We start from the raw sequence: 12485 nt of genomic DNA, 5'->3' as shown, positions 1-12485 counted from the left end.
CCTGAACACAGCAAAAGGAGCTGTCCTCCTAGGACAGCTCCTGTCGCCGTACGGCGTTTTTCTCTTTTTATTGTTAAAAAGGCAAATCCAGCTTGAAGACGGACCAATAAGTAAATCCGACAAACGAAATCGCCATGTATCCCCAGAACATCAATATGTATGTTCTTTCGGAGAAGTTCAAATAGCCCAGAAATACAAATGCGACGGCTTGCGCAAAAAACAGAAGAGCAAACTCAGTCATATGACCGGCAAAAGCCATAAGTCCGATAACTAGGCACCAGAAGCCCAGCACCCGATACATGCGTGCCATAATAATCCCCCTCAAGCCATTTTCTACCCCTCATTATAACGGTTGCGCTTTGGAGTGTAAACCGAAAACTGTGATAAATATCATTTTTATTGTAATCCTTTTCAAATTATTCTCCAGCGGCCTTTATGAATGGTTGTATGTTTAGTTTGTACATGAATGCAGAATATCATGTATGAGCAGCCGTAAAAATGGTTATACAAATTAGTATCCGATAGATTCTATGAACTCTACCAAGAGCATAGAGATAAGTAAGCGCCTTTACGTTAGGAGGTTTTTGTTGCATGACAGCAGTCAGACAAGATGCGTGGAGTCCGGACGACGATCTTATTCTCGCCGAGGTTACGCTGCGCCATATTAGAGAAGGAAGTACCCAGCTTGCTGCTTTTGAGGAAGTTGGAGAACGGATTGCCCGCACGGCGGCGGCCTGCGGTTTTCGCTGGAACAGCTGTGTACGCAAGCGTTACGAGGATGCCATCCAGATTGCCAAGCAGCAGCGCCAGAAGCGCAGTTATTTGAGAAAGCAAAATGTTGCCGCAACATCGCAAGTATCATCACTTGCCGTGCTGGAGCAGGATGAACGCGGATTCAAAGGCGATATCGGAAGCCTTGATGAAGGGTTGTCTATCGATGCGGTCATTCGTTTTCTGCGTACATGGAAAACAACGTATCAAGAATTGTCTCGTCAAATCCGATCTTTTGAAAGAGAAGTAAAAGACAGGGAAGAAGAGTTGATTCGGCTTCGCGCGGAAAACGAACGGTTGTCGCATGAAGTGAACAGCGCACAAACCGATTACCGGACCGTCAACGACGATTACAAAACATTGATTCAGATTATGGATCGTGCTCGCAGACTTACTGTTTTGACAGAAGAGGACGATGCAAAACCGCGCTTTAAAATGGATGCCAACGGAAATTTGGAACGGATTGAATAGGTTCCGTCACTTGGTTGAAAGCCCGCCGTTATTCAAACGGCGGGCTTTTCAAGTTGATTGGCTGCACGCTATAATACGAAACAAAGAGCAAAGAGCGGAATGAGGGGGATTTTTTGAAAATTCATATAATTGGCGGCGGTTCAATCGGGCTGCTGCTTGCCTCCCGCATGTCGCTGGGCGGAAGCCCAGCTACGGTATGGACGAGGACCCCGGAGCAAGCAGACTTAATAAATCGTGAAGGAATCAGACTGAGAGAGGTGAATGAAGGCAGCGAGCAAAAAGATGAATTAGTTGCCAGAGTTGAAGGGGAATGGATAGGCGGTCTGGCGGTTCAAAATGGGCGCGGCTGCGAGAGCCCTCGCTTTCTACAAAATGATGATAGCGGCTGTTTTCATTGGCTGCTACTGACTGTCAAGCAAACCCAGCTGGAGGACGAGCTGCTGCATGCTTTGCGGCTCCTTGGAGAGAGGGTTGGCGGACGTGCAGCCATACTGTGTATGCAGAATGGAATCGGCCATTTACACAAAATAGCGGATGCGACTAACGGAGCCATTCCGGTATTTGCTGCCGTAACGGCTGCGGGAGCAAGACGAATCGGTCTAAATGAAGTGTTGCATACCGGAAAAGGCGAGATTTGGATTGGAGATTTTCCCGAAAATGGAGAGAAGGGAACGAATCCTTGGAAATATCAACAAAAAATGTTGCTGGATGCACTGGGGAAGGCAGGATTTTCCTCGTTTCTGTCGAATGAAATTCATAACCGCATTTATTATAAATTGCTCATCAATTCTGTTATTAATCCGCTGACGGCATTGTTTGACGTTTCAAACGGGGAATTGCCGCGTCATCCCCGCCGTCTTGAGCTGATGAGGAGGCTGCATGAAGAAAGCCGTCTCATCCTTATGGAGGCGGGCTTGAAGCCTGGCCAAAACACGTGGGAGGAGCTGCTTCTGGTTTGCAGCAGAACGTCTGAAAATGTTTCTTCTATGTTAAGCGATGTTCGCAATGGCAAGGAGACAGAAATACAATCCATTAATGGAGCCATCATCTCACTCGCCAATCAATATGAAAAGCCTGCGCCGCTCAACCGTGCGGTGACAGACCTCATAGCGGCAATGACCATAATGCCTTGACCTGACAGAAAGGAGTGAAGAAATATGGGCGCAATTTGGGATGTTTTCAAATCCATTTACGCCGCACTCGCAATTATACCCCTTCTGCCGTTTGCAATTGTATTTTTTGGCTATGGAGCATACATACAGGATCGGAAGAAAGCCCTTCTAATGGCAATGGACGTTTCTACCGCATTTTTAATCCCGTGCGTCGGCGCTTTATTTGTTGTTATGCTTAATACAAACTTTGGTTTTTATGGAATTTTGCTGATGATGCTGCTAGGCGGAGGATTGCTTGGCAACGCCCAATTCCGCAAAAGGGGAGCCGTAAACGCCAAACGCATTTTTCGGGCCGTATGGCGGATGACGTTTTTTCTTACCTCGGTTTTGTATATCATTCTGATGCTTGTTGCAATCGGGAAATCCTTTGTTATTGCTTTTTGAGCAATGCCTCCGTTTATGCGGGGGCGTTTTTGCTTTGACGGAAGGTCGCAAATTCCTGTACAATGAGCTTTGGCGTTGCTTTTTGGCAAATTATGAACAATGAAATAGAAGATCGTTATGACGAAGGTGGGGGCGATGGCAGAATGACTGCAACAGATACGTACCAACCGCCAATTGCACAGCCTTTGACAAAGGCTTATGTAGATCGGTCGGATGAAAGGCTGGCTGCATGGTTTGGTTACCATCCCGGAAATGAGGGGGATTGGGCACGGCGGTTTAATAGATTGAAGGCATCTGGCGCAGGCCGGGTTGATGCGGCTGCGCTGGGCGATGTTCTGATGAGCTACAATCGGCGTCATGGGGCCTCTGAAGCAACCTTAACTGCGATTAAAGCAATCGCGGAGGGCGCGCCGGTTGTCGTTGGAGGACAACAGGCGGGGCTTTGGACGGGACCGCTGCTCGTTATTCATAAAGCGGTGTCCATTATCGGTGCGGCTCGCGAGGCGTCCAAGAAGCTGGGCGCCACTATTGTGCCGGTGTTTTGGGTAGCGGGCGAAGACCATGACTGGGACGAGGCGAATCATACGTTTGTTGTGACGCAGGAGCAGGAGCTGCGCAAGCTGGCAATAACCCGCCCAGAAGGAGCAAGGACGGCGGTCAGCCGGACAAAGCTGGAGCAGGAGCAATGGGAATCCGTTATAGCGGAATTAGAGGCGGCATTGCCGCATTCCGAGTTCAAGCCGTATATTTTGGAAAAGCTTACAGGGCTGGCGCAAGGAGCGGCTTCCTTGTCGGATATGTTTTCCCGGCTGATGCTGCATCTTTTTTCGGAGGAAGGACTTGTGCTGCTGGATGCCGACGATCGCGGCGTCAGGGAGCTTGAAGCCGGTATGTTCAGGAAACTGCTGGAGCAAAATGACGAGTTGGAGGAAACGTACCACGAGTCGGCCCGTTATATCCAGTCCCTGGGTTATACGCTGCAGGCGGATGTGCATCCTGGCGGCGCCAACCTGTTTCTGTTCCATAAGGAGCGCGGGGATGAAAGACTTCTGCTGTTCAAAAAGGACGGCAGGTTCCATGACCGCAAGGAAAGCGAAAGCTGGACGCTTGAGGAATTGCTTAAGCTGGCGGACCAGGAGCCATGGCAGTTAAGCAATAATGTTATGACTCGTCCGCTTATGCAGGACTATTTGCTGCCTGTTTTGTCCACCGTGCTTGGGCCCGGTGAAATTGCATATTGGGCATTAACTGCAGGCGCCTTTAAGGCGATGGGCATGGAGATGCCAATCATTGCGCCTCGCATGTCGTATACGCTGGTTGAAGGCGTGATCGCCAAAAACATGGATAAATACGAGCTGACGTTTTCTGATGTCGTAGAAAGATTCCAGGAGCGCAAGGACGAGTGGCTGAAGCGGCAGGATAATCTGTCTCTGGAGAGCCGCTTTGAGGCAGTCAGGGTGAGCTTTACGGAGCACTATAGCCAATTGCTGGAGCTTGCGGCATCCATACAGCCGGGCTTGGCCAAGCTGGGCGAAACCAATCTGGCCAAAATCGTGGAGCAAATCAACTATATGGAAGGCAAAACGGTTGATGCGCACAACAAGCAGTTTGAAGCCGCCACCCGCCAGCTTGACCGGGTCCGGTTATCGCTTGCGCCTAACGGAAAGCTGCAGGAACGCGTGTTGACCATGGCGGCTTATTGGAACCGGTATGGAGATGAATGGCTGACCAAGCTGCTGGCTGCGCCATACCGCCTGACAGGCGGACACGAAGTCGTTTATTTATAAGTTTTGAGGCTAGCCGTTGCCGGATAAAAGTTGAGTTTTCTTATTATTAGGAGGCGAATAGTAATGACAAGCAAGGAAAATAGCATCATTAAGGATTTGGCGCTGGCGCCGGAAGGACATTTGAAAATCGCATGGGCGAGCGCTCATATGCCTGTTCTGAATGAAATCAAAAAGCAATTTCAAGAGGAGCTTCCGTTTAAAGGCCTGAAGGTTGCGATATCATTGCATCTGGAGGCCAAAACGGCTTACCTGGCCAAGGTCGTTCAAGCCGGAGGAGCAGAGGTTACGATTACGGGAAGCAACCCGTTATCCACTCAAGACGATGTATGCGCGGCTCTTGTCGAAGACGGCATCACGGTTTTTGCCAAATACGATCCTACGCCGGAGGAGTTCAAGCAATTGAACATGAAGGCGCTTGAATGCAAGCCGGATCTGTTGATTGACGACGGCGGCGACCTGGTGACTCTGCTTCATTCCGAAAGCAAGGAGCATGCGGTCAATTTGCGCGGCGGTGCGGAAGAAACAACAACCGGGGTTATCCGCCTGAAGGCTCTTGAAAAGGAAGGTTCTTTAGGGTTTCCGATGGTAGCCGTAAATGATGCTTACTGTAAATATTTGTTCGACAACCGCTATGGTACTGGACAATCTGTGTTCGATGGTATTAACCGGACAACTAATCTTGTTGTTGCAGGCAAAACAGTTGTAGTTGTAGGCTACGGCTGGTGCGGAAAAGGCGTGGCGATGCGCGCCAAAGGACTTGGCGCCAACGTCATTGTGACGGAAATCGATGCAATCAAGGCCGTTGAGGCCTATATGGACGGCTTTGCCGTTATGCCAATGCTGGAAGCAGCCAAGCTGGGCGACCTCTTCGTTACAGTAACGGGCAACCGCGATGTCATTACCGGCAAGCATTACGAGGTGATGAAAAACGGCGCTATCCTGTCCAATGCCGGCCATTTTGACGTTGAAGTGAATAAAGTGGAGCTGGAGGCCATGTCGAATGGCAAACGCGTCGTTCGCCGCAACATCGAGGAATATCAGTTAAAGGATGGACGCAGCCTGTATCTGCTTGCGGAAGGCCGTCTGGTCAACCTGGCTGCGGGTGACGGACATCCGGCGGAAATTATGGATATGACCTTTGCGCTGCAAGCGATGTCGCTTAAATATGTAAACGAGCAATATAAAGCGATCGGCAATAAAGTCGTAAACGTGCCTTACGAGCTGGATCAGGAGGTTGCCCGTCTGAAGCTTGAATCGCTTGGCTTTGGCATTGACAGCCTGACGCCTCAGCAAATTGCCTATCTGGATAGCTGGAACGAGCATTGATTCCTTGATCTGCCTTGATCTACCTTGACTTGCCTTGATTTGCTTTGCCTTTCTCCGCAATGCCGGGCAGCCATCCGGAAATTAACCTCATAAATTAAATTTCTAAAAATCCTGCTTACTAAAGCAGGATTTTTATTTTATGTGGCGAAATAGTGTTATCAGGTGGAGGAAAGTGGAGCGAAGTGGAGTGTTTGGGGGAAGGAGTGGAGCGGAATTATGTTTTTGGGCGAATATCAGCACAGTATAGACGAGAAGGGACGTCTGATTATTCCTTCCAAATTCCGCGAAGCCCTGGGACCAACCTTTATCGCAACACGAGGCCTCGATAATTGCTTGTTTGTTTACCCCATGAGCGAATGGAGCGTACTGGAGCAAAAGCTGAAGTCGCTGCCGCTTATGAAATCCGATGCCCGCGCTTTTACCCGGTTTTTTTTCTCCGGCGCTACAGAATGCGAGCTCGATAAGCAGGGAAGGGTAAACATACCCGCACATCTGCGCGACTATGCCAAGCTGGACAAGGATTGCATGGTGCTTGGCGTATCGGGACGGATGGAAATCTGGAGTAAAAGTCTTTGGGACGGCTACTATGAGCAATCTGAACAGAAATTTAACGAAATCGCAGAAACGCTTTCCGATTTCGATATCAACTTCTGACAAACATAATCAGCAAGGAGGCTGCAAGGCGTGTTTCAGCACACAACGGTATTATTGGAGGAGACGGTGGCGGGGCTTGCCATCAAGCCAAACGGCATATACGTCGATTGTACGCTTGGCGGCGCGGGCCATAGTGAGTTGATTGTTTCCTCTCTGGGAGAAGGCGGCAGGCTTATCGCCTTCGATCAGGACGATTGGGCGCTGGACAACGCCCGCAAGCGGCTTGCCCCTTATATGGACAAGGTCACGCTTGTTCGGAGCAACTTTCGTTACTTGAAGGAAGAGCTCGCCGGCTGCGGCGTGCCCATGAAGGACGGTGTACCGCAGGTGGACGGCTTCCTGTTCGATCTTGGCGTATCCAGCCCTCAATTGGACGAAGCGGAGCGGGGTTTCAGCTACAACCATGATGCGCCGCTAGATATGAGAATGGACCGTGAGGAAACGTTGACGGCTCGAATCATCGTGAACGAATGGGAAGAACGAGATATTGCCCGCATTCTGGACCGGTACGGCGAGGAGAAGTTTGCGCGTTCCATAGCTCGCAGCATTGTCAAAGCAAGAGCTGTTGCGCCGATTGAAAGCACGCTTGAGCTAGCCGAGCTGGTGAAAAACGCCATACCGGCAGCAACGAGACGGACTGGTCCGCATCCCGCAAGGCGTTCCTTCCAGGCGCTCCGCATTGCCGTCAATGACGAGCTGGGAGCCGAGGAGGAAGCGCTGGAAGCGGCGATCCAATGCCTGGCTCCCGGGGGTAGAATTTCGGTCATCACCTTCCACTCGCTGGAGGATCGAATTTGTAAAAGCATTTTTGCAGGTTATTTGGAGAAATGCACCTGTCCTCCCGACTTTCCGATCTGCGTTTGCGGCAAAAAAGGCATCTTGAAACTGGTGAGCCGCAAACCAATCGTACCTGGCGAGGAGGAGCTGGAGCGGAATCAGCGCGCCAGATCAGCAAAGCTGAGAATTGCGGAAAAAATGTAAATCTATTGATACGGCGGCTAACTCGCTACATTTTTAGGTTTCAACTTATATGACAAGGGGGATTGTGCAATGGCGTATATAAATGGAAACCTGGCTCTACAACCCAAACGGAAGCAAGAGCAGGATTATAGGATTCGTGAAACGAAGAGAAAAGTTGTCAAAAGAAAGTCTTTGCCTGTACAGGAAAAACTGCTATACTTGTTTACCGTTCTGGTGTGCGTTGTAGTGGCCAGCGTAATCATTTTCCGCTATGCACAAATCTATGATATGAATCTGCAAATCAGACAGCTAACGAACGAGCAGCAGACCATGAACGTAGAAATGGCAGAATTGAAGCGGCAGGTTGAGATGTTGAGCGATCCCGAGCGTATCCGCAAGATGGCGGAGACGCAAGGCATGACAAGCAGCTTGGATAAGGGTATTACAGTGAAAAAGGGCGACAGCGACCGCCAGACGGTCATGTCTGAATAGGTGAGCGGCTATGATTAAAAGGATAAGAATGCGCACGCTATTATTTGGAGGGATCATTACCCTCCTTTTTCTCGTTTTGATTGGCAGAATCTATTATTGGCAGATTGTAGACGATTATTGGCTTGATATAGCAAAGCAGCGTTGGGCTACGGAAGAAACGTTAACGGCAAAAAGGGGGAGCATTACGGACAGGGAAGGCAACGTGCTGGCGATGGATACAATCGCCTACAATGTGTCGGTAAATCCCAAATTGATCAATGAACAGGAGATCGCAAATGAGGTGGCGGCTGCGCTTCAAGAGACGTTAGGCTTGACCAAGGATGAAGCCTTATCCTATGTGACTGCCAAAAACGATTCCGGCAATTACTATGTCCAGCGAGAGATTCGCAAAGGCGGCTGGGGCATTGACAAAGAAAAGGCGGACAAGCTGACTGAGGCTAACGATAAACTGAAGGCAAGTTTGCGCGAAGCCAAAAAAACGGCGGATGCCGGTATTTACATCCAGGAGACGCTGAAGCGTTATTATCCCCGCAACCAGCTGGCTTCCCAGCTTGTCGGGTACGTCAGTCAGGATGGCGTCAATAAAACAGGGATTGAAGCTTATTTTGACGATCAACTGGTGGGGCAGGACGGCTATGTGCATTATGAAAAAGACGGCAAGTGGGTTCAGCTCGCCAAAGGCAAGTTTGACTACAAGGGGCCGGAAAACGGCAGCGATGTCCAGTTAACGATTGATAGCGACATTCAGCATTACGTGGAGGAGGCGCTACGTGAGATCGTTGCCAAATATTCACCCAAAAGCGCCACCGCAATTGCGGCTGATCCCAACACGATGGAAATATTGGCTATGGCGAACATGCCGGATTACAACCCTAACGAATACAGCAAATATCCATATGCCAATTACTTCAACCATGCGGTAGGCTCGCTATACGAGCCAGGGTCTACGTTCAAAATCGCTACGCTTGCCGCCGCGGTGGAGGAAGGCGTGTTTGATCCCGACGAGCCTTATCAGTCCGGCAGCATTACCGTGCCGGGAGAGCCGCGTCCGATCCGCGACCATAACCGGAAGGGCTGGGGCACCATCACGTTTCTGGATGGTTTAAAATATTCCAGTAACGTAGCCTTTGTTAAGCTGGGCTTTGAACGTCTGGGCGCGGACAAGCTGAGGGATTATTTTACAAGATTCGGATTCGGGAGCAAAACAGGCATTGAGCTGACAAACGAGCTGGCCGGAAGAGTTAACTTCCGGTACAACCGGGAAATCGCGGACGCCTCTTATGGACAAGGCGTTTCCGTTACAGCGATACAGCAGGTTGCCGCAGTTGCTGCGGTAGCCAACGGAGGCAGGCTGATGGAGCCTCATGTGGTCAAAAGCATTACGGACCCCGTCACACAAACCAAGACGGTTCACGAGCCCAAGCTGGTTCGTCAGGTTATCTCGGAGGAAACCTCCAGACAGGTCAGCCAATACCTGGAGCAGGTTGTATCCGACCAGGAGAAGGGCAGCGGTAAAAACGCCTATATTGAAGGCTACCGCGTAGCGGGTAAAACCGGTACGGCCCAAAAGTGGATCAATGGCGGTTACTCCACCACCAAATTTTTGGTTTCCTTTATTGGCTACGCGCCGGTGGACAATCCCAAAATCGTGCTTTACGTTGCGGTCGACGAACCAAATGACCCCGTTGTAAGCGGCGGCGGCGCCGTTGCGGCGCCGGCCTTTAAGGAAATTGTGCTGAAAAGCCTGCGCAAGATGGGGGTAGCTCCAAACTACATCTCAGATGATACCCCGGCTGGCGGAAAGGACGCTATGATTTCGGTGCCGGATCTCGTGGATCTGGGCGTGGCCCAAGCCAAGTCTGAGCTGACGTCCAAAGGATTTCAGCCGGAGTTTGTCGGAAATGGCTCCATGGTCATTAGCCAGATTCCAAAAGCGGGCTCCATAGTCCATCCGACCCAAGCCGTTTATCTAATTACAGAGCAAAAGCAAAACCTGGCAATTCCCGACCTGACCGGCGTGTCGCTTAGAGATGCGCTGGAGCTGACCTCGCTCATAGGCGTCAAGCTGATTCCGGAAGGGACCGGCTATGTGTACGCCCAGCAGGTTGAGGAGAAAAACGGTGAACGGTTCGTTCGCGTATCGCTGTCGCCGCCGGAAGGCTCCGATGCTTACGTGCCTCCTTCAGAGGTCGGCGAGGAAGGAGCTGACGGTCAGAGACAGGGCGAAGGCGACAGCCAAAGCGAAGGCGCGCCGGCTGATGGCGAGCAGTCTGGCGAGAGCGCGTCAGCGGGAAATGGTAATTCCTCCACGCCGGCTGATTCAGACCCGGCAGGTTTGCCGGAGGGCGTGCAGGGCGGAGAAAATTGACCCTGTAGTCCGTGCATGGCTTGTTCTATCCCCCTCTTGTCCCGAATAGGCTGGGAATGAGCGTTAGCGTACGCTCCCTAGCGAACTAGCGGGCGGAGGGGGAAGCTTTTATGAAGGTATCCGGCGTTACGGTAAGACGAAGATTGTTTCTGGTGATGATCCTTGCGGGCATCGCCTTTATCGCTTTATGCGCAAGGCTTGGTTATGTGCAGCTGTGGAAAGGCTCGGAGCTTGCGGAGCGGGCGGAAAATTCCTGGCGCAGAGACATTCCCTATGCCGCTAAGCGCGGCGAGGTATGGGACAGGAATGGCATTCAGCTGGCATATAATGTGACCACTCCAACTGTATGGGCCATACCGGTGCAGGTCAAGGAGCACGAGTCTGTGGCTGGCAAGCTTGCTCCTCTGCTGGATATGTCGCAAGAGAAGATTTTGGAAAAAATCAAAACCAAAAAGCTGATCGTACAGCTAGGGCCCGGCGGGCGTAAAATGACGCCGGAGAAGGCGGAGGAAATTCGCGCTTTGGGCTTGCCCGGCATTGTGGTGGCGGAGGACAATAAACGGTTTTATCCTTACGGAGGCCTTGCTGCCCATCTGCTGGGCTTTACCGGCATTGACAATCAAGGCTTGACGGGAATTGAAGCCAAATACGACGACGAGTTAAGGGGCAAGCAGGGCAACGTATCCTTCCTGTCGGATGCCGCCGGACGTCAAATGCCCAATTCCTCCGATACCTATGTGGAGCCGATGGAGGGCTTGACGCTGCAGCTTACCATTGACAAAAATATTCAAACAGTCATGGAGCGCGAGCTTGATAGCGCTATGACGGGGCTGCAGGCAAATAGCGCGATTGCGATTGCGATGAACCCGAAAACAGGAGAAATTTTGGGCATGGCAAGCCGCCCTTCCTATGAACCGGACAAATACCGGGAGGTGGCTTCCGAAGTATATAACCGGAACCTTCCTATCTGGATGACCTACGAGCCAGGCTCCACCTTCAAAATTATTACGCTTGCAGCGGCGCTGGAGGAAGGCAAGGTGGATTTGCAGAACGAGCGGTTTTTTGATCCCGGCGCGATTGAAATTGGCGGGGCGCGGCTGCGCTGCTGGAAAAAAGGCGGCCATGGCAGCCAGACCTTCCTTGAGGTTGTCGAAAACTCCTGCAACCCCGGCTTTGTCACGTTAGGCAATCGCTTGGGCAAGGAAACGTTGTTCAGCTACATTAAAAACTTCGGCTTTGGCTCCAAAACAGGCATTGACATCAATGGCGAGGAAAACGGCATCCTGTTTAAGCTGAGCCAGGTCGGGCCGGTGGAGCTGGCAACAACAGCCTTTGGCCAAGGCGTCTCCGTCACGCCTATACAGCAAATAACCGCCGTGTCGGCTGCTATTAATGGAGGCGTGTTATATAAACCTCATGTCACTAAAGCACTCATTAACCGGGATACGGGAGAAACGGTAAAGGAAATCCAGCCGGAGGCTGTCCGCACCGTCATATCCGAGGAAACCTCCAAAAAAGTGCGAGAAGCGCTGGAAAGCGTCGTGGCAAAAGGGACGGGCCGCAATGCGTTTATCGACGGCTATAGGGTAGGCGGCAAAACAGGCACGGCCCAAAAGGTCATCAACGGACGTTATTCGCCAAACGAGCATATTGTATCTTTTGTCGGGTTTGCACCGGCGGATGATCCCCAAATAGTGATCTATGTTGCTGTAGATAATCCTCAAGGCATTCAATTCGGGGGCTTGGTGGCCGCGCCGATCGTCCGCAATATTATGGAGGACGCCTTGCAAATTCTTGAGGTTCCGCGACGCGCTGGCCAGATAGACCGGCTGTACCGGTATGGGGAAACGCCTATCGTTGCCGTTCCCAATCTGATCGGCAAGTCAGTATCCGATTTGTACGAGGATTTGAACATGAACTTCAGCCTGACAACAGCCGGTACTGGCAAATATGTCATTCGCCAGGCGCCTGCCGCAGGAGAACGCGTCGACCGCGGCACAACCATTCGCATTTATTTGGGCGACGAGGATGATATAACGCATTCACATTGACCATACTGGCAATTAACGCGATTGCTCTGGGCGGCATATAGTATCCCGT

Annotated in this window: 11 protein-coding genes; 10 read left to right on the top strand and 1 reads right to left on the bottom strand. The window is 51.2% G+C overall.

Annotated features, from left to right (window positions below; translation table 11 throughout):
* Positions 1-73 precede the first annotated feature (73 nt).
* Complete coding sequence (locus tag A7K91_RS15460; protein ID WP_068684245.1) at positions 74-310, bottom strand: DUF2626 domain-containing protein; 237 nt, start codon at positions 308-310, stop codon at positions 74-76.
* Positions 311-591: 281 nt separating this feature from the next.
* On the opposite strand from A7K91_RS15460, the gene A7K91_RS15455 reads away from it, so the two are divergent.
* The 10 genes from A7K91_RS15455 (at position 592) to A7K91_RS15410 (ending at position 12436) form a co-directional block, all read left to right on the top strand.
* Positions 592-1242 carry an RsfA family transcriptional regulator gene (locus A7K91_RS15455; protein ID WP_068684243.1) on the top strand — a complete coding sequence of 217 codons (651 nt, stop codon included), beginning with the start codon at positions 592-594 and terminating at the stop codon, positions 1240-1242.
* Positions 1243-1355: 113 nt separating this feature from the next.
* Positions 1356-2375 carry a ketopantoate reductase family protein gene (locus tag A7K91_RS15450; RefSeq protein ID WP_068684241.1) on the top strand — a complete coding sequence of 340 codons (1020 nt, stop codon included), beginning with the start codon at positions 1356-1358 and terminating at the stop codon, positions 2373-2375.
* A 24-nt stretch (positions 2376-2399) separates the two neighbouring features.
* Positions 2400-2798, top strand: a complete 399-nt coding sequence (locus A7K91_RS15445) for a DUF3397 domain-containing protein (protein WP_068684239.1) — start codon at positions 2400-2402, stop codon at positions 2796-2798.
* A gap of 143 nt (positions 2799-2941) precedes the next feature.
* Positions 2942-4585, top strand: coding sequence for a bacillithiol biosynthesis cysteine-adding enzyme BshC (gene bshC / locus A7K91_RS15440; RefSeq protein ID WP_068684506.1), 1644 nt, complete (start codon positions 2942-2944; stop codon positions 4583-4585).
* A 63-nt stretch (positions 4586-4648) separates the two neighbouring features.
* Entirely contained in the window at positions 4649-5911 is a 1263-nt protein-coding gene (locus A7K91_RS15435; protein WP_068684237.1) for an adenosylhomocysteinase, read from the top strand.
* Positions 5912-6127: 216 nt separating this feature from the next.
* A complete protein-coding gene (gene mraZ / locus A7K91_RS15430; protein WP_068684235.1) occupies positions 6128-6565 on the top strand; it encodes a division/cell wall cluster transcriptional repressor MraZ in 438 nt (145 codons plus the stop codon).
* Between the two features lie 30 nt (positions 6566-6595).
* Entirely contained in the window at positions 6596-7546 is a 951-nt protein-coding gene (rsmH, locus tag A7K91_RS15425; protein ID WP_068684233.1) for a 16S rRNA (cytosine(1402)-N(4))-methyltransferase RsmH, read from the top strand.
* A 69-nt stretch (positions 7547-7615) separates the two neighbouring features.
* Positions 7616-8017, top strand: a complete 402-nt coding sequence (ftsL, locus tag A7K91_RS15420; RefSeq protein ID WP_068684231.1) for a cell division protein FtsL — start codon at positions 7616-7618, stop codon at positions 8015-8017.
* A 10-nt stretch (positions 8018-8027) separates the two neighbouring features.
* On the top strand, positions 8028-10385 hold the full coding sequence (locus A7K91_RS15415; protein WP_082967480.1) for a penicillin-binding transpeptidase domain-containing protein: 2358 nt from the start codon (positions 8028-8030) through the stop codon (positions 10383-10385).
* 110 nt (positions 10386-10495) lie between these two features.
* Positions 10496-12436 carry a stage V sporulation protein D gene (locus A7K91_RS15410; RefSeq protein ID WP_068684230.1) on the top strand — a complete coding sequence of 647 codons (1941 nt, stop codon included), beginning with the start codon at positions 10496-10498 and terminating at the stop codon, positions 12434-12436.
* The last annotated feature ends 49 nt before the right edge of the window (positions 12437-12485 follow it).

Origin of the sequence: Paenibacillus oryzae (assembly GCF_001675045.1) — a bacterium.
GTDB classification, from domain to species: domain Bacteria; phylum Bacillota; class Bacilli; order Paenibacillales; family Paenibacillaceae; genus Pristimantibacillus; species Pristimantibacillus oryzae.
This window is presented reverse-complemented; position numbering and strand designations above follow the sequence as displayed.

Bases quoted from the DNA above. Each gene is read 5' to 3' on its own strand.
- A7K91_RS15460 (WP_068684245.1), bottom strand. From the start codon at position 310: ATGGCACGCATGTATCGGGTGCTGGGCTTCTGGTGCCTAGTTATCGGA.
- A7K91_RS15455 (WP_068684243.1), top strand. From the start codon at position 592: ATGACAGCAGTCAGACAAGATGCGTGGAGTCCGGACGACGATCTTATT.
- A7K91_RS15445 (WP_068684239.1), top strand. From the start codon at position 2,400: ATGGGCGCAATTTGGGATGTTTTCAAATCCATTTACGCCGCACTCGCA.
- bshC (WP_068684506.1), top strand. From the start codon at position 2,942: ATGACTGCAACAGATACGTACCAACCGCCAATTGCACAGCCTTTGACA.
- A7K91_RS15435 (WP_068684237.1), top strand. From the start codon at position 4,649: ATGACAAGCAAGGAAAATAGCATCATTAAGGATTTGGCGCTGGCGCCG.
- mraZ (WP_068684235.1), top strand. From the start codon at position 6,128: ATGTTTTTGGGCGAATATCAGCACAGTATAGACGAGAAGGGACGTCTG.
- ftsL (WP_068684231.1), top strand. From the start codon at position 7,616: ATGGCGTATATAAATGGAAACCTGGCTCTACAACCCAAACGGAAGCAA.
- A7K91_RS15415 (WP_082967480.1), top strand. From the start codon at position 8,028: ATGATTAAAAGGATAAGAATGCGCACGCTATTATTTGGAGGGATCATT.
- A7K91_RS15410 (WP_068684230.1), top strand. From the start codon at position 10,496: ATGAAGGTATCCGGCGTTACGGTAAGACGAAGATTGTTTCTGGTGATG.